Source organism: Rhizobium sp. P1_E6, assembly GCF_056405875.1.
In genome coordinates this window covers 15,233-38,590 of record NZ_JBFUBG010000019.1, presented here as the reverse complement: position 1 = coordinate 38,590, position 23,358 = coordinate 15,233, and the positions used below count along the sequence as shown (strand labels likewise).

Sequence of the window (23,358 nt, the reverse complement as noted above, 5' to 3'; positions counted from 1 at the left end):
CTTCCTCAGGCGCCGTACCGGCGCATCGTTTCGCGGTTCGTCTTCACGGCAGTCGCAGGGTCGGCAGCGGCCGTGTCTGATTCCTCTTCCAGGACCAGCCAGCCATTGAAGCGCGGCGCAGCGGCAACGATGTCGATCACGGCAGGCGTATCGCAGATCCCCTTGCCAAGAATGGCCCACTTGCCGTTCGCATCCACGTCCTTGAGATGGAGATAGCGGATGCGGTCCTGATAGGTCCGGAGCGTATCGAGAATATCCGCATGGCCGCGCAGGATATGGCCGGTATCGGGCACCCAGCCGACGAGGTTCTTGTCGATGAGCGAGAAGATCCGGTCATAATCGGCGCGGTCGAACAGCAGCGTATTGTGGTGCGAGCTCGGATGCACAGCGATATGCACGCCCGAAGCCTTGCCCAATTCGCCAGCCCGATTGTAGAACTCCGCGGCGATTTCGAATTTTTCCGCCCGCGGCCCCTCGGAAACAACCGTCGCCGAGCCGATCGAAACGAGTGCGCCGGAAAAGGTGGCCGCGAAATCGATCCAGCGCTGTGTGGTCCTGAGGTCGCTCTCGATCTCTTGCCTGACGGTAAAGCCGCTTTTCGAGCCCATTGCGAAAGACGCGAGCGTCAGGCCATGTTTCTTCAGGCTCGCGGCGAAATTATCGGGACTATCTGCGTAGTGGCCGATCATCGTGTCGGTAATCTCGATGCCCGCGTAACCGCCTTCTGCAATGGCTTCCAGCAGATCGTCCGGGCCGCCATTCCAGTTTCTCCCGAGCATTTCCCAGGTGAATGTCTGGCAGCCGACTTTCAGGTCTTTGATACTCATGCCCATTCCTTGACCTCGACCTGGGTAGACCTTCGTTTATATGCCGCTGGACCGGTATGACCGCGCTTTTGGCATGATGGTGAAGTGGCGACATCCCCTGGCGAGCCGCGTGTGACGGTCGGATTGCTATTTCCGTATGTTTTATAAAAATTTATCGCGCGTCAAGAAATAAAATGTTCTATAGCGATTGTCGCGGTAGCAAGCCCATCGAGGATGGGCGAAACATCTGTGAAATTGGTGGGGAGGCCAATTCATGAAAGTATATCTGGGAACCAGGCTGGGCATCGGCGTGATCGGCTGCGGCAATATCTCGATGACCTACCTGCGCAACGCCGCCCTGTTTGCCGGAGTCGAATTGAGAGCCTGTGCCGACATCTCATCCGATATTTCGGCACTGAGGGCGAAGGAATATGGCATCCGGGCCATGGAGGTCGATGCGCTCTTGGCCGACCCCGAAATCGACCTTGTCCTGAACCTCACCATCCCGGCCGTCCATTTCGACGTGACGATGTCGGCGCTTTCCGCGGGCAAGCACGTCTTCACTGAAAAGCCGCTCGCGACGTCGGCCACCGAGGGCCGCAAGCTAGTGGCGGAAGCCGGAGGTCGCGGTCTTCTGTTAGGTTCGGCTCCCGATACATTCCTCGGCGCCGCTGGCCGGCGTGCACGAGGCCTGATGGATGCAGGTGCGATCGGCCGCCCGGTCAGCGGCACTGCCTTCATGTTTGGCCGTGGCATGGAGCATTGGCACCCCAATCCGCAATTCTACTATCAACCCGGTGGTGGCCCACTCTTTGACATGGGGCCCTACTATCTGACGATGCTCGTCAATCTGCTCGGCCCGGTGAAAAGCGTCATGGCGATGGCGACGAAAGGCCAGGAAGAACGGCTGATCACGGCTGATGGCCCCTTCAAGAACACGACGTTCAAGGTGGGGACGCCGACCAACGTGCTCTCGCTTCTTGAGTTTCAGTCGGGCGCGACGGTGAATTTCGGTGCGTCGTGGGACGTCTTCCGGCACTCCAATCATCCGATCGAGTTGCACGGCACAGAAGGTTCGTTGCGCTTGCCCGATCCCGATACGTTCGGCGGAACGGTCTCGCTTTCCGAGCGCGGCGCCGAATGGAAGAATTTCGAAAGTGAAGGCGATCTGTATGGCGCCCCGAACTGGCCGTATAGCGCTCCCGACCGCGCCAACTATCGTATGCTGGGCGTTGCCGATCTCGTCCGCGCGCTTGGCGAGGGCAGGGCGCCGCGCGCTTCCGGCGATTTGGCGCTTCACGTGCTCGAGATCATGGAAGCGACCCTGGCATCCAGCGAGATCAGGAGCGCGGTTACGATTGCGGGCACAGTTGCGCAACCGCCGCTGCTCGGCGAAGATGAAGCCCGCAGCCTGCTTGCTTGAGGTGAAGCGATGAAAGATCGATTGGATCCCGGCGCCGCGCATGTCCTGGCGCTCGGTCGCGCCGCAAAGCAGCCACCCTTTGAGCGCGGCACAGCAGACGAGGCGCGCGCTGCCTATGACGCGGGTTGCCCGACATTGCAGGGTGATCGCGAGCCGGTCGCTGCCATCGAGGACAGAACGATCGCCGGGGCAGGCGGCCCGATCCCGCTCAGGATCTATCGCGGTGTGGGTGCTCCAGACGCGGATGCGCCGGCACTTCTCTACCTTCACGGCGGCGGCTGGGTCGTCGGCACGCTTGAATCCCACGACGAGATCTGCCGGTGGTTTGCAAATATCGGCGCCTGTATCGTATTTTGCCCCGACTATCGGCTGGCCCCCGAGCACAAGTTCCCGGCGGGTTTGGAAGATTGCGTATCGGCCCTTGCCTATGTGGTGGAGCAGGCACGCGCGTTCGGTATCGATCCGGATCGGATCGCGGTCGCGGGCGATAGCGCCGGCGGCAATCTGGCCGCTGTCCTGTCACTTCTCTCGCGGGATGGCGTCGCGCGGAAAATTTCTGCGCAGCTTCTGCTCTATCCCAACACCGATGCCGGACAGACGGCCGACAGCTATGTCAGGTTTTCCGAAGGATACGGGTTGACGACCTCGACGATGCGCTGGTTCCGGGATCATTACGTCCGCGATGCGGCTGATATTGCTGATTGGCGCGTTTCCCCCCTGCGCGTCGGAAATATCGCGGGTGTGCCACCGGCCTTCGTCGCGATTGCCGGCCATGATATCCTCGCAGACGAGGGCGACGCCTATGCCCGCCGGCTTGCAGAGGCGGGTGTCCCTGTAATCCCTCGGCGTTGGCAGGACCAGATCCATGGTTTCGTTTCCATGGGGCGGCACATTCCGGCGGCGCGGCGGGCGGTGGAAGAGGCGGTTGCCGGATGGCGCAGCCTCCTCAATCACGCCGACTGACGCATCACCAATGTACCGTCGAGGATGATCCTTCGTGCAACGACCTGCGTGGTGTCATTGTCTTCGTCCAGCATCGAAAGCAGTGTGTCGACACTGCTGCGTGCCATGGCGGTGAAGTCTTGCGCCATCGTCGTCAGTGGCGGGCAGGTATAGCGGCTGAGGGGATGGTCGTCATGGGCGGCGATGCGAAGATCGCTATCGCTCCTGCGGCCGACGCGAAGGCCGCGAGAATGGGCGGCGGCCATCGCGCCGAAGGCGAGGCGATCGTTCGCGCAGAGGATTGTCCTGCCCGGCAGCGTTCCAGCCGCGATCATTGCATCGGTCTGCTCATATCCCATACGTTCGAAATCCCAGCCGTAGCTCTCGGTGGCGCCAAACACGACCGGTTCGAAACCGAGCGACTCCATCGTGGCGATATAGCTTGCCAGCCGCTCCCCGGAATTGTGATTGACATGCGGAATGTCGAAATATGCAGGCGGCTCGCCCGATCGGCAGAGATAGTCGACGATCGTCGCAACGCTTTGGGCGTTGTTATTGCCAATGAAGGGCGTGTCGCCTTCGATGAACGTATCGAAGTAGACAATGGGGATGCTCTCTCGGAGTTTTTCGAAGATGCCCGGCTCGGAAGTGAGACCCAGCGGGGCGATGATCGCGCCGGCTGCCTTCAGGGACAGGAGTGTGTTGACAGCCTCGGCTTCGAGATCCGGCAAGCCGTGGGACGAGATGACGATTGGCCAGTAACCCTCATCACGGACGCGCAACTCGAGACGATTGACCATTTCGGCATAGAATGGATCTGTAATGACGGGCACGAGAATGCCGACGTTACGTGTCCTCTTGCGATTAAGGTTGCGCGCATAGAGATTGGGACGGTAGTCCGATGCCGACAGCGCGTCCTCGATGCGTTTGCGCGTCCCCGGCTTTACACTGCTCGGGCTATCGAAATACCGCGAAAGCGTTGGACGGGAAACGCCGCAGGACCGGGCGAAATCGTCCATGGTTTTGATCGTCATCTTGTCCATTGGCAATTCTGGTTGCACTGCGCCAAGGCTCGTCTGCGTCAGCCGATATCGCAAAGGCGGTCAGTGTGAGGGCTTTCGAATTGCGTTTCTAGCCTGACAATGTCGCATGCGCAAAATTTTTTGTTACACAAGCACAAACAGCGGCGCAACCGCCGCCGCCCTACACGTAGCGCACCTCGACCCCCAGCTTGTCCAGCCGACTGCGAATCCCATGCGGCATGCCAGTGTCGGTGATGATCAGATCGACCCGTGAAAGCGAAAATGCCTTGGACGAGGCACCAATATCCCACTTGCTGGAATCCGCCACGAGGATCACGCGTCTCGCCATGCGGACCAGATTACGTTTGGTGCGCGCTATGTCTTCCGAGACGTCGACGACGTCGAATGCGTGATCGATGGCATGAGCGCTGAGGAACGCCTGATGGGCGACGAGACCGCCCACGGCCTTGTCTGAATCCGACACGATCGTGCTGACGGTGCTCGGAAAGACCCGGCCGCCAATCATGTGCACATCCAGCCCCGGCCGATACATCAGATGCTGCGCGATGTTCATGGCGGTTGTGGCCACCACGACGTTATTGACCGGGGGCATTTGCATGGCGACCTGTAGCAGCGTCGAGCCGCTGTCGAACACAACGGATTGGTTGTCGATGATCTGGCGTGCCGCCATCTGCGCGATGCGTCGTTTGGCGTCGAAATTTCGGTTCATCCGTTCTTCGAAGGCTGCCGCGGGAGAGCTGGCCGGCAATGCGATCGCGCCACCATGCGTCTTGATGAGCTGCTTCTTGGCATCCAGAATTTCCAGGTCGGATCGGATGGTCACCTCGGAGACGCCGAAGTTTTCCGCCAGCTGGCTGGTGCGCGCCTGGCCGGTCCGCTGAAGTTCCAGCATGATCTGATGTCGCCGTTGTTCCGCCAGCATGTGTGACCTCGAATTCCTTTCATATAAGCGAGGGTGCCGAGGTTTCGAAATTCGAAAATACGCGACAACCACTTTAACTCAAAAGGCGCGAGGAAAGGCAGTGTCGATGGGAACCTAGCGCGCGTTCTAGCCATCTTAAATGAAAACGAAAGAAATCGAAATATTGAACATTCGTTTATTTTCGAGTTAGTGTTTCTCAACACGAAATCAAACTGGTAAAGGGACAGCATCGATATGGGCCTTGGAACCAAAATTCGCCTGTCACGGCTGTTTTCACATCCGTCAGGGCATTTGTTCGGTGGCGCCGTCGACCACTTCGTTGGCTATGGCAATGTCCGTGAGGGTGGTCTCGCGGATCTGCCGGGCGCTCTTAAGCGGGTGATGGCCGGAGAGCCGGACTATATCAGCATTCAGCCTGGTGCTGCGCGCCACTTGTGGCCCGCCTATGCAGGCAAGGCCGCATTGGTCATTCAAGCCGGTTGCTTTACGCCCGACGACCGAATTCGTCAGTTGATCGCGACCCCTGAGGATGCGGTACGATACGGTGCAGATGCTCTTGCCGTCGCCATTCCGGTGCGCGGCAATACCGAAGGCGAATACATTCGCTGGCTCACCGATACCGTCAACGCCGCGGCTCGCTTTGAAATGCCGGTCGTTGCGCATGTCTATCCCCGCGACTATTCAAACGGCGGCAAGATCGTCTTCACCCCCGACGAAATCGCCTATGCCGTACGGATCGGGTTCGAGACCGGCGTTGACGTGATCAAGGTCGGGTACACCGGGGACTTCGACTCTTTCCGGGAAACCGTCGCCACCTGCCCGGTTCCCGTCGTTATCGCGGGCGGCCCGAAAACGGAAAATCTGCTCGGGGCTCTGACCCAGACCGCCGATGCCTTGCGTGCAGGGGCGAAGGGTGCCGTGGTGGGGCGAAACCTTTGGGGTCACGGCGATACGACGATGGCGGCGCGCGCCTTCAAGCTTGTCATTCACAGCGGTATGGCGCCGCAAGAGGCGCTCGCTGCCGCGGGCGGTTGACAGGTGATAAATAACCTTCAGGTTCTGGGCTTCGGGGCTCTCGCGATCGACGATATCATCTATGTCGACCGACCGCTGAGTGCCGGTAAGGGAAAGGTGACAAATCGCACCCAGGACCACGGCGGCAATGTCGCGACAGCCCTTGTTGCGGTCGCAAGGCTGGGGGGACGGGCTGGTTTCATCGGCTGGCTGAGCGATCATCCTCTCACCGATGTCAGCGCCCGCGAACTTGAACGGCACGGGGTCGATATATCCTTTGCGCCGCGCCGTCCCGACGCCAGGCCAATACGGTCGGTGATCACGGTCGGACCCGAAGGCGACAGGTTTATTGCCTATGACGATGATGTGCCGCACGGAACCTCAGACGCGCTGACCGACAGAACTCTTGCACAAGCCCAGGTGCTGTTGATCGACGGCTATGCCACTCACGCAGATACGATCGTTGCGCGCGCCCGCATGCTGGGCCTGGCAGTGGTGGCAGACATTGAATGGACGATCGGGCCTGCGACCGGACGATTGATGAGCCTGTCCAACCATCTGGTATTGCCGTTGAAATTCGCGCAGACTTATTCTTGCGAAACCGATCCGACGGTGATCCTGCACAAGCTTTGGTCTGACGACCGCACCGCAGTCGTTCTGACTGACGGTGAGCGAGGGTCTTATATCAGGCAGACGGGAGATGCCGTTTTGTGGCATGTTCCGGCCTACGAGGTCAAAGCGGTCGACACGACAGGCGCCGGAGATTGCTTCCACGGCGCTTATGCCTTTGCGCTGACACAGGGAAAGCAGCCTGTCGCCTGCGCCGTCTACGCAACTGCGGCAGCCGCGATCTCTGTGACCGGCCCGGGCGGCCGCATGGCTCTGCCGGATCAAAGCACCTGTCTCGCCTGGATGGCTGAGGAAAATGCGCCCGTGCCCAGACCGATTGCGTCGCCGGACTGAGAGTTCATCACTCTGGTGCCCTGGACGATCGGATTGGCGCTGCGCAAATGACTGTTTGAGTTCGATCTGAAGGCGGCGCCGGGAGGGCTGTCCCCCTGAGGATTGGATGACAATGATACGAGGGAGGAAGTGCAGTGGCTGTTGTTGTGCTGGACAAGATTTGCAAGACCTTTGGAACCAAATTCCACGCGATCAAAGATCTTAGCCTGACGATAAATGATGGCGAGTTCCTCATCCTTGTCGGCCCTTCGGGATGCGGAAAATCGACGGCATTACGCATGATTGCCGGGCTGGAGGAGATCAGCAGCGGGACCCTGAGCATCGGTGGAGAGAATGTCGAGGATCTCGCGCCGAAGGACCGGGACATAGCGATGGTGTTTCAGAGCTATGCGCTCTATCCGCATATGACGGTGTTCGACAACATTGCCTTCTCGATGAAACTTGCGGGGAAGAGCAAGGCCGAACGCACGAAGCGGGTCCACGAAATAGCCAAGACCCTTCAGCTGCATACGCTGCTCGACAGCAAACCGGCAGCGCTCTCCGGCGGCCAACGTCAGCGGGTCGCCATGGGACGCGCCATGGTGCGCGAACCGGCGGCCTTTCTCATGGACGAGCCCCTGTCTAACCTCGATGCCAAGCTGCGCGTGCAAATGCGCGCCGAAATCGTCAGCCTGCAGAGACAGCTGGGCGTGACGACGATTTATGTGACGCACGATCAGACCGAAGCCTTGACCATGGGTGACCGGGTTGCGGTCTTGAAGGGCGGCGTCCTTCAACAGGTCGACACGCCAAAGATATTGTACAGCCGACCGGTCAATGCCTTCGTTGCGGGTTTCATCGGGTCGCCGTCCATGAACCTGTTCGAAGGCCGCCTGCAGAACGGCAGGATCGATCTGCCCACCTTTTCCATACCGGTCGCGGCGAGCGCATTCGAGCAGTCTCCTGGTCTGGCGGCGTTCGAAGGCAAGACGATCATCTTCGGCATTCGCCCGGAAGACCTTTACGACAGCGGTCTGGAATCGGGATCGCGCTACGCGACGATCCCGGGTCTTGTAAAATCGATCGAGGAACTGGGCTCCGAACTGATCGTCCATCTGAAGATCGAAGCGGTGCGGATCGATTCCGGTGACCCCGATGCCGTCGAGGATCTGAGCGGCGCGGCAAACGCCGTGGCGAAGTTCGAATCCATCAGTACAGCCCAGCCGGGCGCAATGATCAACCTGGCGATCGATGTGGCCAAGTTGCACTTCTTCGATCCCCAGACGCATCTGGCAATCTAGCATGATCCGCAAATAGCGGAGCTGGTTGGTGGGATCAGGCTCTTAGCTTTCCCTTCCATCCTTCGGTCGACCTGCGTAGCGCAAAGGGATGCTTGTTCCGTTGCTCAGAAGCGTTCGCCGATAAGTTCATCGCGCGAGAGCGTGGGATGTCACACCGTCCCGCAGCCTTTAAGCTCGCTGCGGAGGTGGGTCCTTCCGGTGTTCGTTGATAATCCGAGCACACCTGGCCGTTGGTTGAACGCATTTTAGGTGCGATATCGACAGGCGCCACGACCGATCCGAACCCCGCTTCTCTTCGATCCGCAAGCCTTTCATTTGTTTTCCTTTGAGCGGAACGGCTTTCATTTGTTTACGAAAGTAAAGAAAAAATGCGACACGAGAAATATGCGGAGCAGAAAAAAGCAGCTCGAAATCCATGGATAAAACCACAATTAATCAATGACTTACGTTGATTTTTCCGGTCTTTGCCGCCTGCTTGCTTTTGCCGATTGCAGTTCTTCATTGACAGCCAGACCCCTAAAGGAACCTACTTTGGTCTCGATCGGGAGGATCGAACGAAATATCGTTTTCAGGGAGGGAAACATGAACGTCAGAAGATTTATCGTGGCGGCTCAGTCGGCCGTGGCCGCCTGGGCACTATGCGCCACGTGCGCCTTTGCTCAGACCAATCTCGAGTTCATCCAGTGGTGGGAGCCGGAAATGCCCGCCGGTGCTCTGCGAAGCATCATGGATGACTTTGAAGCCAAAAACCCCGGCATCAAGGTGACGCTCGTCAGCGGTCCCTATTCCGCTACCCATGATCAGATTGTTGTCGGCGCAGCGTCGGGGACACTCAGCGATGTGGTCGGCCTGGACGGCGCATGGGTCAACGGCTTGGCGAAGCAGGGAGCAATCGCCTCGATGGACAGCCTGATGGCTGACGCCAAATATGATCAGAGCCAGATCGCCGACATCATCAAGGTCAACGGGCAAAGCGTCATGTTCCCGCTTGCCTCGTTCGTCTACCCTGTTTTCGTAAACCTCGATCTGGCAAAGGCGGCCGGCGTCGAAAAGCTGCCGACAAACCGCACCGAATTCGCCGATGCCGCCAAGAAGATGACCAATGCGGACAAGAACCAATACGGTTGGGTGCTACCGCTTTCGCTGCAAAATCCCGGCGGCATCCAGAATGACGTGATGTCCTGGGTTTGGGCATCCGGAGCATCCATGCTGAAGGATGGCAAGCCCGACCTGGAAAACGCCTCCGTTGTCGGCACGCTTGAATACATCAAGTCGCTGCAGGATGCCGGCGTCATCTCACCTGGTATTTTTGCCAAGAAGGAGCAGGACAAGGTCGAAGAATTCGTCAACGGGCGTGTCGGCATGATGATCGACTCGTTGGCCCACATCAATCTCATTCGCCAGCGAAACCCCAATCTCAAGTTCGGCATCTCCGCCCTTCCAGCCGTCGACGGCTATACCGGCAAGCGCGGGCTTCCCTATGCTTCCTGGGGTATCGGCATCAGCGACAAAAGCGAGCACAAGGCGGAAGCCTGGAAGCTCGTCGAATATCTGATGAGCCCGGAAGTGAACAGCCGCCTCGTGTCGATCGCCAATGCCTTCCCGGGCAATATCAACGCCAAACCGGATTTCTCCAAGTCCGACCCGCTGTTTGAAGAAGCCTTCAAGATATTCCAAAGCGGGAAGCTCGCCAACGAATTCGTCGGACTGCCGGTGGCCGAAGATCTCATGCGCCAGATGAACGTCGAAGTTCAAAAGATGTTCGACGGTCAGCAAACCGCAAAGGACGCGGCTGCCAATACGCAGAAGCAATGGTTGGTCGAGTTTAACAAGTAAGCACCCCACCGACCAATCGTCGGCAGCGCGATAGAGTTTATTGCGCTGCCACTACATCAGGACGAATTGATAGATTTCACGACCAGGCGGAAAATCACATCTCATGAGCCTCGCCACAGAAACTATGATCCGGACGCAAGCGAAAATACGCAAGCGTGGCATGCTGTCTTACAAAACAAGAAAGAGGCTGGTTCCCTACTTCTATGTTGCCCCAGCGACGTTTCTGTTCTGTCTCCTGATGCTGTTTCCCATGATCACTGTCCTGCGCTATTCGCTCATGGACGGTGCGATCACTAAAAAGGACGCGTCCTTCGTCGGTTTGCAGAACTATGTGACGATCTTCAGAGATCCGGTTTTCTGGCAGTCGGTCGGGCAGACACTCTATTTCACGGTGATGAGCGTCATCTTCCATCTCCTGATCGGTCTGGCCTTCGCCCTTCTGCTCAACAGCCAGCGTGTCGATCCGTTGATCAGAAGCATCCTGCGGGTTCTCTACATTTTGCCCTGGCTCTTCACGGCGGTGATCATCGCCATCATCTGGCGGCTGCTCCTGGACCCAAATGGCGTGGTCAACAGCATCCTGATGACGCTCCATATCATTGACTTCAAGGTCGAGTGGTTTTCTTCGACGAAAACCGCGCTGCATGCGCTGACCTTTGCGAATATCTGGGCGGGATATCCGCTCTATATGGTCAGCCTTCTCGCTGGCCTTCAGGGCATACCCAAGGATCTCTACGAGGCAGCTGGCATTGACGGCGCCAACGAGTTCCAGAAATTCCGCTACATCACGATCCCGCAACTGATGCCGATCATCATCAGCATTGCCTTGCTTGATTTCATCTGGACGATGCAGGTCTTCCCCCTTGTGTGGATGACGACGGGAGGCGGTCCGATCTACGCGACCGAGGTGCTCAGCACCTACACCTACAAGCTTGCGTTTTCGAGTTATGAATTTTCGCGCGCGTCGGCGAGCGCAATCTTCATTCTGATCATCTCGATGGGCGCCACGTACTTCTACATCAAACATCAGAAGGCCAGGTGACCGGCAATGGCAAAACGCTCTCTCAGTCGCACCATAGTACCGACCCTCCTGACATATCTCGGGCTGGCGGTCGGTCTGGTCTTCGCGGGCTTTCCGATCCTGTGGATGTTCTTCACATCCTTGAAGTCAAACACCGAGATCTTTGCCCTGCCGCCGCGGCTGCTGCCCGAGCAATTCACCAACGTCGCCTATCTTTCGATCTTCAACGACCCGACGAAAGTTCGCTTCTTTCTCAACAGCTATCTCGTCGCGGGAGTGGTAACGGTTCTGACGGTGCTGATCGCCATCCTGACGGCCTATGCTTTCAGCCGGTATTCATTCCGGCTCAAGAAAACGCTGAACGTGTTCATCATCAGCACGCAGACCGTTCCGCCGATCACGCTTTTGATCCCCTATTTCGGCATGGTCGTCGCCTTCGGTATTTTCAACACCTATTTTGCGCTGATTTTGACCTACATGGTCTTCACCCTGCCTTATGCGATCCTTCTGATGACCGGCTATCTCAATACCCTGCCGAGGGAGCTCGATGAGGCCGTACTTGTCGATGGCGGGTCAAGCTGGACGGCGCTGTGGCGTGTGATCATCCCGCTGTCGGTGCCCGGTATCGTCGCGACCGCGGTCTACACATTTCTGCTGGCATGGAACGAATTCCTCTTTGCGCTGACTTTGACGAAGTCGATGGACATGCGGACTGTTCCCATCGGTATCGAGTTGCTGATGGGCCAGCATGCGTTCGAATGGAACGAGATGATGGCGATGAGCGTGCTGGGATCGCTCCCGCTTTTGATCCTGTATCTGATTGCTCAACGCTACTTCCTCGCAGGCATGGCAGCCGGGTCGGTGAAGAGCTGAGCAGGCGAATGATCGTTTAGCGGGCGGCGGCGGCGTTTGCGTTTTGGAAAATAGAGCCGCTCGCGGGTGAAGCCAGATATGTGAGACCCGTTCCGTGTTCACTTGATTATCGCGGCCACTCCATGGCTTCGCACCAGGTCGACACGTGAGAAGCCTATCCGCGTGTCGCGCTCGGAGACTTTCGGGCGGCACAGTTTTGGAGAACTGGTGACACGCGCAGGCGAGCCACAAGAAACTCGACATCAAGATGGGACGAGGGCAGCATTTCGCTGGCCTTCAAAAAGACAGCATTGAGACGAAGGCGAGGCGGCCTCGCGCGTCTGGCGTTCCTCATCCCGTCCCCATGACGCCGCCGCGGCAGGTGCCCGCCACCGCAGATCGCCCCCGGGCGGCGTAGCAATTGGAATAGCCTTAAAGGTGGTCACATTTCCATCGGTGGTGCTTCGCACCTGGCCTTGCTTCACTGCAATATCCCCAAGGCATGACGATTTCTCAAAAAAAGCTTCACAAAAATTTTAGAAGCACTAATATTTCAGTTGTGGTGCTGCTCGTTTTAGGGCCGAGCCGCGTCGCCGCGGGGCATGACAAGTCGAGCTCCGGACGGTGAAGACGGAAACTGGATCGCATGAACCCACATGGGTTTCACTCGGGAGGAGTGGCATGAAAAGTTTCATCGGCAAGCGGGCGATCGCCAGTGGCGTATCGCTCGTGGTGCTCATCGTCATCGTATTCTTCTTGTCCCGGCTGACGGGCGATCCGACTGATCTCTACCTGCCAATCGACGCAACCTCGGAAATGCGCCAGCAATTCCGTGAGATGAACGGTTTCAACGATCCGTTGATCGTGCAATTCGGCCGTTACGTTTCCGATCTCGCACAGGGCAATTTCGGTCAGTCACTGCGACAGGCCCGTCCGGCCGTTGATGTCGTGCTGGAGGCCTTCGTCTGGACCTTCTGGCTGGCTGTCATCACCATGGCGCTGGTCACAGTCGCAGCGATCGTCATTGGTTCGCTAGCGGCGTTTCGCGTCGGCGGTGTATTCGACCGTCTCGCCACTTTCTTCTCGCTGATCGGCGCTGCGGCACCGGATTTCTGGCTGGCCATCGTGGCGATCGTCATTTTCGCCGTCAAACTGCATGTCCTGCCGACATCGGGAACGGGAAGCGTCTGGCACTGGGTCCTGCCGGTCAGCGTGCTGTTCATCAGGCCCTTCGGTCTGATCCTGCAGGTGGTCCGCGGCTCGATGATCAGCGTTCTTTCTTCCGCCTATGTGAAGACGGCCCGTGCCAAGGGCGTCCGCTCGAACTCGATCATCTTCATTCACGGACTGCGCAACGCCATGCTTCCGGTGATCACAGTCATAGGCGACCAGGCGGCTGCCATCTTGAACGGTGCCGTTGTCGTAGAGACGGTGTTTGGCTTTCCGGGCATCGGCAAGCTGATGATCGATTCCATCCTACTTCGCGATTTCGCCGTCGTGCTGGCCGTCATCATGGTTTCGGCACTGGCGATCTTCATCATGAACCTGTTGATCGACCTCGCCTATGTGCTGCTCGATCCACGTATCCGGTATTGAGCGATGACGATGACCGACACACAAATCCTCGCCGTGAAAAAACCGAACGGCCCGATCGGACGTTGGCTGACTATGCTGTGGGCGGACAAGCTCGCTTTCTTCGCTGCTGTTTTTCTGTTGATCGTTCTTCTCTGTGCGCTGTTTGGTCCGTTCTTGCTGGAGGGCATTGCCACCAAGCAGAATCTGCGGGGCCGCAACGCGCCGCCGTTCGATATTACACGCGGATTGCTTTATGTCCTGGGCGCCGACGCTCTGGGCAGGCCGCTTCTTGCCCGCGTCGTCGTGGCGGCGCAAAACACCATCCTCGTGGCCGCGGCAGCGGTGCTCGCATCATCGATCGTTGGGACGACGCTTGGTCTGGTGGCGGGTTACAGCCGCTCTTCCGCCGCTCAATGGATCATGCGCCTCGGCGACGTGATCATGTCCTTTCCGTCGCTGCTTCTGGCGGTGATCGTGCTCTATATGCTCGAACCTTCGGTCGCCAATATTGTCCTGGTATTGGCGATCACCCGCATTCCCATCTATCTGCGCACCACCCGCGCCGAAGTGCTTGAGGTGCGCGAGCGGATGTTCGTGCAGGCGGCGAAGGTCATGGGAGCATCGCACTGGCGCATTGTCTTTTGTCACATCTTGCCGGTGATCCTGCCCACGCTGGTTACGATCGCGACGCTTGATTTCGCCTTCGTCATGCTGGCCGAGTCCTCGCTGTCGTTCCTTGGGATCGGCATTCAGGCGCCGGAGATCACCTGGGGCCTCATGGTTGCCCAGGGGCGGCCTTATCTCACCAATGCCTGGTGGCTTTCCTTCTGGCCGGGCCTTGCAATCATCCTGACGACGCTGTCGCTCAACCTTCTGTCGAACTGGCTGCGCATCGCGCTCGATCCGATACAACGCTGGCGCCTTGAAATAGGAGGCAGGAAGAATGGCTGAACATCTTTTGGAAGTCCGTGACCTCTCGGTCGAGTTCCACACAGTGACCGGCACCGTCAAGGCGGTACAAGATGTTCGCTGGCATCTCGATCGTGGTGAGACGCTCGCGATCCTTGGGGAAAGCGGCTCGGGCAAGTCCGTGTCTGCCTCGGCGATCATGAATCTGATCGATACACCGCCCGGCAAGATCACCAGTGGTACCATTCTCCTCAATGGGCGCGACATGCTGAAAATGACGCCTGAGGAGCGGCGTTCGATCAACGGCGCAAAGATCGCCATGATTTTTCAGGACCCGCTGGCGCATCTCAATCCGGTCTATACGGTCGGCTGGCAAATTACCGAAATGATGACCACGCATGGTCAGTCGGGGGAGCGCGCCGGTGCGAGGGCGCTCGAATTGCTTGGGCGCGTCGGCATAGCCGATCCGCAAGCGGCGATGCGCAAGTATCCGTTCCAGTTCTCCGGCGGACAGCGGCAGCGTCTGATGATCGCTATGGCGATCGCCTGCAAGCCCGACATCCTGATTGCGGATGAACCCACCACGGCGCTGGACGTTACGGTGCAGGCGCAGGTGCTCGAACTTCTGCAGGAGTTGCAGCAGGAAACCGGAATGGGCATGTTGCTGATCACGCACGATCTCGGCGTCGTTGCGGAAATCGCCGACCGGGTCGTGGTGATGAGTTCCGGATGCATCGTCGAAACGGGCAATGCGGCCGAAGTCTATCGCAACCCGCAGAACCCCTATACGAAGAAGCTGATTGCCGCCGCGCCCGGGAAAGGTGCGATGCCGCAAGAGCGTGACCGGCAGGGCGAACCGCTGCTGCGCGCAATTGGTTTGAAGAAGAGCTATGGCCTATTCCAGGCTCTGAAAGGCGTAGATTTCGTTATCATGCCGGGCGAGACGGTTGCCGTTGTCGGCGAGAGCGGCTCCGGTAAGTCGACGCTTGCCCGGGCGATCGTTCGCCTCGATGATCCGCAGGAGGGCCAGGTCCTCTATCGCGGCAACGATCTGCTTGCGATGAGCCCGAGGGAAATATTCGGGCTGCGTCGCGATTTGCAGATGGTCTTTCAAGACCCGACGCAGTCACTCAACCCGCGGATGAGCGTGTTCCGGTTGATTTCCGAGGCCTGGGTCATTCACCCGGATATCCTGCCGAAAGCGAGGTGGAAGGAGAGAGTGGCCGAATTGCTGGTCAAGGTTGGCCTAAAACCGGATATGGCGGACCGATATCCACATCAGTTCTCCGGCGGCCAGCGCCAGCGCATCGCGATTGCCCGTGCGCTCGCCATGGAGCCGAAACTGATCATCTGCGACGAGGCGGTGTCAGCGCTCGACGTGTCGGTCCAGGCACAGGTGATCGCGCTACTCGAGGGTCTGCGTCGTGAATTCGGCCTGTCCTACCTTTTCATTGCACACGACCTGCCGGTGGTGCGCGATTTTGCCGATCGTGTCATCGTCATGAAGGCCGGCACGATTGTCGAAGAGGGCCCGGTTCGCCAGATCTTCGACGCGCCCTCCCACCCCTACACTCAGGCGCTTCTTGCCGCCAGCCTCGATCCCGACCCGGAGGTTCAGGCCGCCCGCCGCGCCGCACGTTACAAACAGGAAGGACTCGTTCCCGCATGAAGCCCGATGTCATCGTCGCCTATCCGCTCCGGCCCCGTCAGATGGCGATGCTGGAGGAGACCTATACGCTGCACCGGCTGGATCTTGCAAAAGGCGAAGAACGCGATGCTCTCCTACGGAAAGCCGGCCCGATCTGCACAGCTCTGGTCTGCAACGGCCATGTGACGATCGACGAAACCCTGCTTTCGCAATTGCCGGCGCTGAAGCTCGCCGCCTGTTCCTCGGCCGGCTACGACCAGATGGACGTCGAGGCGATGACACGGCGCGGCATCAAGCTCACCAACACATCCGAGGTGCTTTGCGACGACGTCGCCGACATGGCGCTGCTTCTGATGCTGGCGGCGCGTCGGCGCTTGCCGCAAGGCGACCGCTATGTGCGCTCCGGCGACTGGGCGCTGAAGGGCATGATGCCACTGACCACATCGACGTCGGGCAAGAAGGCAGGGATCGTCGGCCTCGGCCGGATAGGTATTGCGATTGCCAGGCGATGCGAAGCTGTCGGGCTGACGGTCGGCTATTATGGGCGGACGGAGAAAGCTGACAATGATTTTGCCTATTTCGACGACCCGGTAAAGTTGGCGGACTGGGCTGATATCCTGATCGTGGCGACGCCGGGCGGCCCCTCGACTGAAGGGTTGATTTCGGCGGAAGTGCTGAATGCGCTTGGACCAACGGGCAGCTTCATCAACATTGCTCGGGGCACTGTGGTCGATGAACCTGCCCTGATCGGGGCCTTGCAGGAAAGGCGGATCGCTTCGGCCGGCATCGATGTCTACCTCAACGAACCCAATCCCGATCCGCGCTTCGCAACGCTGGACAACGTTGTGCTGTATCCCCATCACGCCAGCGGCACCGAGGAAACGCGCGACAGGATGGCGCAATTGACGGTCGACAACCTTGCCGCCTTCTTCGCGGGCAGGCCGCTGTTAACCCCGGTCAATTGAGACCGGCGGCAACCCACGGCGCGGCAGTATCAGACGAAATAATGCGGGAATTCCTTCCGCAGGTCTTCGACTTTTGCGACGGTGCGGCTCAGATGGTCACGGATCGCATCGACAGCACCCTGTTCGTTGCGAGCGGCAATCGCGTCGATAATCGCATGGTGCCCCTCGAGAATGGTCATGATCTTGCCCTTTTCGGGTAGATGCAAACGACGAATGCGCTCGAGATGGCCGGACCGCTCGCGAACCAGCTGGTGAAGGCTGCTACGCTTCACGCCAGCGAACAATGTCTGGTGAAAGAGCTCGTCAAGCTCTTGGAAGATCGCAATCTGATCGGCGTCATCGGCGACTGCCGACTGCATCTTGATGATCGAGCGGGCCCGCGTGATGACGCTCGGATCCAGATCCGGGTCGGTCGCCAGGCGGCGGCAGACTTCCGTTTCCAGTGCGATGCGAAGGAAATGCGCCTCGTAAATCTGCAGGACGTCGATTCGGGTCACCACAGTACGGGACTGCGGATGAATGCGAACCAGCCCCTCCTGTTTGAGAAGCTGCAATGCGTCACGAATGGGAGTCTGGCTGACTTCATAGGTCTCCGTCAGCTCGGTGCGCGACAGCGTGGTGTCTGGCGGCAGCTGAATGGTGATGATGCGCTTTCGCAGATCATCATAGACCCGTTGGACGGTACCGGCGGCGGCGACTGGAAAACCGGGTGCAGTCAGGCCGAATGTGGAGGCGAACTGGGAATTCATGTGAGGCAATCCTTTTCGCTCCATTCATAGCTGTGCGCCGCCTAATGTACAAGAATGCAAATTTGCCATTGATATATGTGTTGAACTAAAATATCAGTTGGAGCGAACGTGCAGACGGGCGAGTGGGACAGATGGGAGAAAGCCGTGACCGCGAGGAAAACTTACGAGCAATTGCGGTCTGCCCGATGGATGCTGCCGGATGATCAGCGCTCATTCGGTCACCGGTCGCGGACCATGCAGATGGGTTATGCGCCGGAGGATTGGCAGGGAAGGCCGATCATTGCCGTCATCAACACCTGGTCCGAAGCTCAGCCGTGCCACATGCATTTCCGTGAACGCGCCGACTGGGTGAAGCGGGGAATCCTACAGTCGGGTGGTTTCCCCATGGAACTTCCTGCGCTTTCCCTTTCCGAAAACTTCGTCAAGCCGACCACTATGCTCTATCGCAATATGCTGGCGATGGAGACCGAGGAACTGCTGCGTAGCCATCCGATCGATGGCGCCGTTCTGATGGGCGGCTGCGACAAGACGACACCGGGCCTGGTCATGGGTGCAGTCAGCATGGGCATTCCCTTCGTCTACCTACCCGCGGGCCCGATGCTTCGCGGCAACTATGCCGGCAAGACGCTCGGCTCCGGTACCGACGGCTTCAAATACTGGGACGAGCGCCGTGCCGGCACGATCACCAAGGAGGAGTGGCAGGGCATCGAAGGTGGGATCGCCCGCAGCTATGGCCATTGCATGACCATGGGCACGGCGTCGACGATGACGGCGATCGCAGAGGCTATGGGGCTGACGCTGCCGGGCGCTTCTTCGATCCCGGCAGCCGACGCCAACCACCAACGCATGTCAGCAGCCTGTGGCCGCCGCATCGTCGATATGGTGTGGGAGGATCTGACGCCAGACAAGATCATCACTCCGGCGGCCGTCGACAATGCCGTTACGGTCGCCATGGCGACCGGCTGCTCCACCAATGCGATCATCCACCTGATCGCCATGGCCCGACGCGCCGGCGTTCCGCTGGAGCTGGACGATCTCGATCGCATCGGTCGCACAACGCCGGTTCTCGCCAACATACGGCCTTCCGGTTCGACCTACCTGATGGAGGATTTCTTCTATGCGGGTGGCTTGCGCGCACTGATGAAGCAACTCGGGGACAAGTTGGATCCAACCGCGATTACCGTCACCGGCAAGCCCTTGGTGGATGGTCTCGACGAAGTGAAGGTCTACAATGACGACGTTATCCGGCCATTGTCGAACCCGGTCTATCACGAAGGTTCTCTCGCCGTGCTCAAGGGGAACCTGTGTCCCGATGGCGCGGTCATCAAACCAGCGGCCTGCGACCCAAAATTCCATCGCCATCGCGGCCCGGCATTGGTCGCCGACAGTTATGCGGACATGAAGAAGATCATCGACGATCCCGACTATCCGTTGACGCCGGACACCGTGCTCGTGCTGCGCAATGCCGGCCCGCAAGGTGGGCCGGGCATGCCGGAATGGGGCATGATCCCGATGCCGAAGGCGCTGTTGAAGCTTGGCCTGCGCGACATGGTGCGCATCTCGGATGCCCGCATGTCGGGGACCAGCTTCGGCGCCTGCGTGCTGCATGTCGCACCGGAATCCTATGTTGGGGGCCCTCTGGCACTGCTGAGAACGGGGGACATGGTCGACCTCGATATTCCGGCACGCAGCCTCAATATGCTGATTTCCGAAGAAGAGATCGTAGCGCGGCGTGCCGCCTGGGTTGCGCCGACCCGGCGTTACGAGCGCGGTTACGGCTTCATGTTCTCCAGCCATATCGAGCAGGCCGACAAAGGCTGCGACTTTGATTTCCTGAAGACGGAATTCGGTGGCAAGACACCTGAACCGGCTATCAACTGAGGCACCACGATGATTGATCCCGATAGACGCACGATCCCTGCACAGCCTCCCAAGGCTGGCTTCGCTGCCGGTCCGTCCAAGCTGGACGCCATCCGCTCGGTCACCCTGTCGCTCGCCTACCTGCCGTTGGCGCGGCCGATCAGCGATGCCAAGGTTTTGACGGGCCGGCAGAAGCCGCTGACGCAGGTGGCGTTTCTGTTTTGCGAGATCATGTCCGAAGCGGGCCATAGTGGTCTCGGCTTCAGTTACGCGAAGCGGGCAGGCGGGCCCGGCCTCTATGCACATGCCTGCGAGATTGCCGACAACCTGATTGGCGAAGACCCCAACGATACCGCGCGGATATGGGACAAGCTCTGCTGGGCCGGGGCCTCGGTCGGCCGCTCCGGCATTGCTACACAGGCGATCGCCGCCATCGACATCTGCCTCTGGGACCTGAAGGCGAAACGTGCCGGTCTGCCGCTTGCAAAACTACTTGGCGCCCATCGCGACAGCGTCGCCTGCTACAACACCTCCGGAGGCTTTCTGTCATCGAGCGTCGAGGAAATCCGCGATGCTATCGATCACTCTATCGCCTCCGGTATCGGCGGCATCAAGATCAAGGTCGGACAGCCCGACCCGATGGCCGACCTTCGCCGGCTTGATGCCGTGACCAGCCATATCGATGGCCGTGTACCGCTGATGGTCGATGCAAACCAGCAATGGGACCGCACGACGGCCTTGCGCTTCGGCCGCCTGGTCGAGCCGCTCAATCTTGAATGGATCGAAGAGCCGCTCGACGCCTATGACGCCGAGGGCCACGCGGCACTTGCGCGAGAACTCGCCACACCGATCGCGACCGGCGAGATGCTGGCAAGTGCCGAGGAGCATATGGCGCTCATCCGGGCCGATGCCGTCGACTTCATTCAGCCGGATGCGCCGCGGGTCGGCGGCATTACGCCCTTTCTGCGCATCTGCACGCAGGCCGAGGCGAAACGCATGCGCCTGGCGCCGCATTTCGCCATGGAAATCCATCTGCACCTGGCTGCCGCCTATGCGCATGAGCCGTGGGTAGAGCATTTCGATTGGCTGGCGCCACTGTTCAACGAACAGCTCGACATCAAGGACGGCCGGATGATCGTGCCCGCGCGTCCGGGGCTCGGTTGCAGCCTGACGGGCAAGGCCCGCGACTGGACTGTGGAAACGCTCAGCTTCGGCGCCTGAACGAGGAGGAGAAGGAAACATGAACCCCGCAACCCGTGAAAAGCTGATGGGTGTCTCTGTCGCGACGCTCTGTTCGGCACTCTACAAGCGCGGTCTGAGAAACCAGACGGTCCAGGACGTTCGGCCCGTGCAGCCGAAGGGCCGCAATATGGTGGGGCCGGCCTTCACTCTGCGCTACATGCCGGCGCGCGAGGACCGCAACGCGATGAACGTCTTTCGCAACCCGAAACATCCGCAACGGCTTGCCATCGAGACCTGCCCTGAAGGTCATGTTCTGGTGATGGACAGCCGCAAGGATCCGCGCGCCGCCTCCGCCGGCGACATCCTGATTACCCGCCTGATGATGCGTGGCGGCGGCGGCGTCGTCACCGATGGCGGTTTTCGCGACGCCATGACAATCGGTGGCCTTGATATTCCCGCCTATCACAATCGTCCCTCCAGCCCGACGAACCTCACGCTCCACGAGGCGATCGACATCAATGTGCCGATCGGTTGTGGCGATGTGCCGGTCTTCCCGGGCGACATAATTGTCGGCGACGACGAAAGCGTAATCGTCATCCCGGCTGAGATCGCCGACGAGATCGCTGACGAAGCGGTAGAGATGACTGCCTACGAGGATTTCGTCACGGAGCGCGTCAAGCAAGGTCATACGATCATTGGCCTCTACCCGGCCACAGACGAAAACAATCTGACGCTCTTTGCCGATTGGCGGAAGGTGAATGGCCGATAGGGCGACGCGTCCTCAACAACAGATCGACATGCATAAGCACGGAGCAAGGCTCCGCCGAGGAGGATAACAATGACCTGGACCCCTTCAGGCAGGCATCTCATCGCCGGCGAGTGGATTGCCGGAACGGCGACATTTCGTTCCGAGCCGGCCCATGGGCAGGCTCATGATTTTGCCGTCGGTACGACGGACCTGGTCGACCGCGCCTGCCGCGCGGCCGAAGCTGCCTTTGCGGCGTTTTCGGCAACGACACGCGAGGAGCGCGCCATCTTCCTTCAGGCAATCGCCGAGGAGATCGACAAGCGCGGTGAGGCCGTCACCCTCATCGGAACGCAGGAAACCGGGCTTCCAGAAGGCCGCCTCGACGGCGAACGCAGTCGCACCACCGGCCAGCTCAAACTCTTTGCCGACCATATCCGCAAGGGCGCGCATCTCGACGCTCGCCTCGACGCGGCCCAACCCGATCGGAAACCGGCGCCGCGGCCCGAGATCCGCCTGGTGCAACGGCCGATCGGCCCGGTCGCCGTCTTCGGCGCCTCGAATTTTCCGCTCGCATTCTCGACGGCCGGCGGCGATACGGCAGCAGCGCTTGCCGCGGGGTGCCCGGTCGTGGTGAAGGGACATTCCGCCCATCCCGGCACAGGTGAGATCATTGCCGAGGCCATTGCAGCCGCTATCGAGCGCACCCGCATGCCGGCCGGCGTGTTCAGCCTGATCCAGGGCGGCCGCCGTGATGTCGGAACGGCTCTGGTGACCCATCCGGCCATCAAGGCCGTTGGATTTACCGGCTCGCTCGGCGGCGGCCGTGCGCTCTTTGACCTTTGCGCCCAGCGCCCTGAGCCGATCCCCTTTTTCGGGGAACTCGGCAGCGTTAATCCGATGTTCCTGCTGCCGGCCGCTACCGCTGCCCGGGCAGAGGCGCTCGGTTCAGGCTGGGCCGGTTCGCTGACGCTTGGTGCCGGCCAGTTCTGTACCAATCCCGGCATTGCCGTCGTCGTCGACGGGCCAGAGGCGGACAAGTTCACCGGTGCTGTCAAGGCAGCTCTTCAAAAGGTGGCGCCGCAGACCATGCTGACCAAAGGCATCGCCAACGCCTATCACGAAGGTGTCGAACGTATGCGGGCAAGCAACGCAGTCGCGCCGGTTCTGACGACAGAGAGTGCTGAGCGTGCTGCAGGCCCGAACCTGTTCGAGACGAATGGCTCGGCCTGGCTTGCTGATCACTCGCTCAGCGAGGAGGTGTTCGGTCCTCTCGGCCTCGTCGTGCGTGTCGGCTCGCCTGAAGAAATGGTCGCCCTTGCTGAAAGCTTCCAGGGGCAACTGACCGCGACGATCCATATGGACGACGCAGATATTGGCCTTGCCCGCGACCTGCTGCCGATCCTCGAAAGGAAGGCGGGCAGGGTGCTCGTCAATGGCTTCCCGACCGGCGTCGAGGTTGTCGATTCCATGGTGCATGGCGGACCCTACCCGGCCTCGACCAATTTCGGCGCAACCAGCGTCGGGACCATGTCGATCCGCAGGTTCCTGCGCCCCGTGGCCTACCAGAATTTCCCCGCCGCGCTGTTGCCCGCAGACCTGCGGAACTGAAACGAGGAGTAG

General features: G+C 59.7%; 21 protein-coding genes. 16 read left to right on the top strand and 5 right to left on the bottom strand.

Translation table 11 applies throughout. From position 1 onward, the window contains the following. Positions 1-5: 5 nt before the first annotated feature. Positions 6-827: a sugar phosphate isomerase/epimerase family protein gene (locus AC1D35_RS12450; RefSeq protein WP_477938640.1), complete on the bottom strand. Its 822-nt coding sequence runs from the start codon at positions 825-827 to the stop codon at positions 6-8. Between the two features lie 253 nt (positions 828-1,080). Here AC1D35_RS12450 and AC1D35_RS12445 point away from each other — a divergent pair, with 253 nt between their 5' ends. Then, entirely contained in the window at positions 1,081-2,229 is a 1,149-nt protein-coding gene (locus AC1D35_RS12445; RefSeq protein WP_477854023.1) for a Gfo/Idh/MocA family protein, read from the top strand. 9 nt (positions 2,230-2,238) lie between these two features. Next, positions 2,239-3,192, top strand: a complete 954-nt coding sequence (locus AC1D35_RS12440; protein ID WP_477832188.1) for an alpha/beta hydrolase — start codon at positions 2,239-2,241, stop codon at positions 3,190-3,192. Here AC1D35_RS12440 and AC1D35_RS12435 read toward each other — a convergent pair. Further along, the gene (locus tag AC1D35_RS12435; RefSeq protein ID WP_113301364.1) at positions 3,180-4,214 is read right to left on the bottom strand and encodes a LacI family DNA-binding transcriptional regulator; all 1,035 of its coding nucleotides are present in this window, start codon (positions 4,212-4,214) and stop codon (positions 3,180-3,182) included. The two genes, AC1D35_RS12440 and AC1D35_RS12435, sit on opposite strands and share 13 nt — an antisense overlap. A gap of 160 nt (positions 4,215-4,374) precedes the next feature. After that, on the bottom strand, positions 4,375-5,136 hold the full coding sequence (locus tag AC1D35_RS12430; protein WP_037123396.1) for a DeoR/GlpR family DNA-binding transcription regulator: 762 nt from the start codon (positions 5,134-5,136) through the stop codon (positions 4,375-4,377). Positions 5,137-5,370: 234 nt separating this feature from the next. Here AC1D35_RS12430 and AC1D35_RS12425 point away from each other — a divergent pair, with 234 nt between their 5' ends. The 6 genes from AC1D35_RS12425 (at position 5,371) to AC1D35_RS12400 (ending at position 12,123) form a co-directional block, all read left to right on the top strand. Next, a complete protein-coding gene (locus tag AC1D35_RS12425; protein WP_113301365.1) occupies positions 5,371-6,171 on the top strand; it encodes a class I fructose-bisphosphate aldolase in 801 nt (266 codons plus the stop codon). A gap of 3 nt (positions 6,172-6,174) precedes the next feature. Beyond that, on the top strand, positions 6,175-7,113 hold the full coding sequence (locus tag AC1D35_RS12420) for a PfkB family carbohydrate kinase (protein WP_477938639.1): 939 nt from the start codon (positions 6,175-6,177) through the stop codon (positions 7,111-7,113). A 134-nt stretch (positions 7,114-7,247) separates the two neighbouring features. Beyond that, positions 7,248-8,393, top strand: coding sequence for an ABC transporter ATP-binding protein (locus tag AC1D35_RS12415; protein ID WP_113309015.1), 1,146 nt, complete (start codon positions 7,248-7,250; stop codon positions 8,391-8,393). 582 nt (positions 8,394-8,975) lie between these two features. Next, a complete protein-coding gene (locus tag AC1D35_RS12410) occupies positions 8,976-10,229 on the top strand; it encodes an ABC transporter substrate-binding protein (protein ID WP_113301368.1) in 1,254 nt (417 codons plus the stop codon). Between the two features lie 124 nt (positions 10,230-10,353). Further along, the gene (locus AC1D35_RS12405) at positions 10,354-11,271 is read left to right on the top strand and encodes a carbohydrate ABC transporter permease (protein WP_477832274.1); all 918 of its coding nucleotides are present in this window, start codon (positions 10,354-10,356) and stop codon (positions 11,269-11,271) included. 6 nt (positions 11,272-11,277) lie between these two features. Beyond that, positions 11,278-12,123 carry a carbohydrate ABC transporter permease gene (locus AC1D35_RS12400; protein ID WP_113309018.1) on the top strand — a complete coding sequence of 282 codons (846 nt, stop codon included), beginning with the start codon at positions 11,278-11,280 and terminating at the stop codon, positions 12,121-12,123. Between the two features lie 242 nt (positions 12,124-12,365). Here AC1D35_RS12400 and AC1D35_RS12395 read toward each other — a convergent pair whose 3' ends face one another. Then, a complete protein-coding gene (locus tag AC1D35_RS12395) occupies positions 12,366-12,572 on the bottom strand; it encodes a carboxylesterase family protein (RefSeq protein WP_477854076.1) in 207 nt (68 codons plus the stop codon). 211 nt (positions 12,573-12,783) lie between these two features. Here AC1D35_RS12395 and AC1D35_RS12390 point away from each other — a divergent pair, with 211 nt between their 5' ends. From AC1D35_RS12390 to AC1D35_RS12375, 4 genes are read left to right on the top strand one after another with little or no spacing between them, the layout of a single operon-like run. Then, entirely contained in the window at positions 12,784-13,698 is a 915-nt protein-coding gene (locus AC1D35_RS12390) for an ABC transporter permease (RefSeq protein ID WP_113301372.1), read from the top strand. A 9-nt stretch (positions 13,699-13,707) separates the two neighbouring features. Continuing rightward, positions 13,708-14,628, top strand: coding sequence for an ABC transporter permease (locus AC1D35_RS12385; protein WP_477854019.1), 921 nt, complete (start codon positions 13,708-13,710; stop codon positions 14,626-14,628). Then, positions 14,621-16,255: an ABC transporter ATP-binding protein gene (locus AC1D35_RS12380; RefSeq protein ID WP_477938638.1), complete on the top strand. Its 1,635-nt coding sequence runs from the start codon at positions 14,621-14,623 to the stop codon at positions 16,253-16,255. Before AC1D35_RS12385 ends, AC1D35_RS12380 begins: the two co-directional genes overlap by 8 nt. Beyond that, positions 16,252-17,199, top strand: coding sequence for a 2-hydroxyacid dehydrogenase (locus tag AC1D35_RS12375; RefSeq protein WP_477938637.1), 948 nt, complete (start codon positions 16,252-16,254; stop codon positions 17,197-17,199). The genes AC1D35_RS12380 and AC1D35_RS12375 overlap by 4 nt, the downstream gene beginning before the upstream one ends. Before the next feature lie 29 nt (positions 17,200-17,228). Here AC1D35_RS12375 and AC1D35_RS12370 read toward each other — a convergent pair whose 3' ends face one another. Then, complete coding sequence (locus tag AC1D35_RS12370; protein ID WP_477854016.1) at positions 17,229-17,948, bottom strand: GntR family transcriptional regulator; 720 nt, start codon at positions 17,946-17,948, stop codon at positions 17,229-17,231. Between the two features lie 144 nt (positions 17,949-18,092). On the opposite strand from AC1D35_RS12370, the gene araD reads away from it, so the two are divergent. The 4 genes from araD (at position 18,093) to AC1D35_RS12350 (ending at position 23,346) form a co-directional block, all read left to right on the top strand. Next, a complete protein-coding gene (gene araD / locus AC1D35_RS12365) occupies positions 18,093-19,829 on the top strand; it encodes an L-arabinonate dehydratase (RefSeq protein ID WP_477938636.1) in 1,737 nt (578 codons plus the stop codon). Positions 19,830-19,838: 9 nt separating this feature from the next. Beyond that, complete coding sequence (locus AC1D35_RS12360) at positions 19,839-21,029, top strand: L-talarate/galactarate dehydratase (RefSeq protein WP_477938635.1); 1,191 nt, start codon at positions 19,839-19,841, stop codon at positions 21,027-21,029. Between the two features lie 19 nt (positions 21,030-21,048). Continuing rightward, positions 21,049-21,759, top strand: coding sequence for a ribonuclease activity regulator RraA (locus AC1D35_RS12355; RefSeq protein ID WP_477938634.1), 711 nt, complete (start codon positions 21,049-21,051; stop codon positions 21,757-21,759). A gap of 69 nt (positions 21,760-21,828) precedes the next feature. After that, on the top strand, positions 21,829-23,346 hold the full coding sequence (locus AC1D35_RS12350; RefSeq protein ID WP_477938633.1) for an aldehyde dehydrogenase (NADP(+)): 1,518 nt from the start codon (positions 21,829-21,831) through the stop codon (positions 23,344-23,346). Positions 23,347-23,358 lie beyond the last annotated feature (12 nt).

What these genes read in the sequence shown, in the direction of transcription:
- AC1D35_RS12440 (WP_477832188.1), top strand. Translation starts at nt 2,239, where the DNA reads ATGAAAGATCGATTGGATCCCGGCGCCGCGCATGTCCTGGCGCTCGGT.
- AC1D35_RS12425 (WP_113301365.1), top strand. Translation starts at nt 5,371, where the DNA reads ATGGGCCTTGGAACCAAAATTCGCCTGTCACGGCTGTTTTCACATCCG.
- AC1D35_RS12445 (WP_477854023.1), top strand. Translation starts at nt 1,081, where the DNA reads ATGAAAGTATATCTGGGAACCAGGCTGGGCATCGGCGTGATCGGCTGC.
- AC1D35_RS12375 (WP_477938637.1), top strand. Translation starts at nt 16,252, where the DNA reads ATGAAGCCCGATGTCATCGTCGCCTATCCGCTCCGGCCCCGTCAGATG.
- AC1D35_RS12435 (WP_113301364.1), bottom strand. Translation starts at nt 4,214, where the DNA reads ATGGACAAGATGACGATCAAAACCATGGACGATTTCGCCCGGTCCTGC.
- AC1D35_RS12390 (WP_113301372.1), top strand. Translation starts at nt 12,784, where the DNA reads ATGAAAAGTTTCATCGGCAAGCGGGCGATCGCCAGTGGCGTATCGCTC.
- AC1D35_RS12400 (WP_113309018.1), top strand. Translation starts at nt 11,278, where the DNA reads ATGGCAAAACGCTCTCTCAGTCGCACCATAGTACCGACCCTCCTGACA.
- AC1D35_RS12350 (WP_477938633.1), top strand. Translation starts at nt 21,829, where the DNA reads ATGACCTGGACCCCTTCAGGCAGGCATCTCATCGCCGGCGAGTGGATT.
- AC1D35_RS12450 (WP_477938640.1), bottom strand. Translation starts at nt 827, where the DNA reads ATGAGTATCAAAGACCTGAAAGTCGGCTGCCAGACATTCACCTGGGAA.
- AC1D35_RS12370 (WP_477854016.1), bottom strand. Translation starts at nt 17,948, where the DNA reads ATGAATTCCCAGTTCGCCTCCACATTCGGCCTGACTGCACCCGGTTTT.
- AC1D35_RS12355 (WP_477938634.1), top strand. Translation starts at nt 21,049, where the DNA reads ATGAACCCCGCAACCCGTGAAAAGCTGATGGGTGTCTCTGTCGCGACG.
- AC1D35_RS12380 (WP_477938638.1), top strand. Translation starts at nt 14,621, where the DNA reads ATGGCTGAACATCTTTTGGAAGTCCGTGACCTCTCGGTCGAGTTCCAC.
- AC1D35_RS12360 (WP_477938635.1), top strand. Translation starts at nt 19,839, where the DNA reads ATGATTGATCCCGATAGACGCACGATCCCTGCACAGCCTCCCAAGGCT.
- AC1D35_RS12405 (WP_477832274.1), top strand. Translation starts at nt 10,354, where the DNA reads ATGATCCGGACGCAAGCGAAAATACGCAAGCGTGGCATGCTGTCTTAC.
- AC1D35_RS12410 (WP_113301368.1), top strand. Translation starts at nt 8,976, where the DNA reads ATGAACGTCAGAAGATTTATCGTGGCGGCTCAGTCGGCCGTGGCCGCC.
- AC1D35_RS12430 (WP_037123396.1), bottom strand. Translation starts at nt 5,136, where the DNA reads ATGCTGGCGGAACAACGGCGACATCAGATCATGCTGGAACTTCAGCGG.
- AC1D35_RS12385 (WP_477854019.1), top strand. Translation starts at nt 13,708, where the DNA reads ATGACCGACACACAAATCCTCGCCGTGAAAAAACCGAACGGCCCGATC.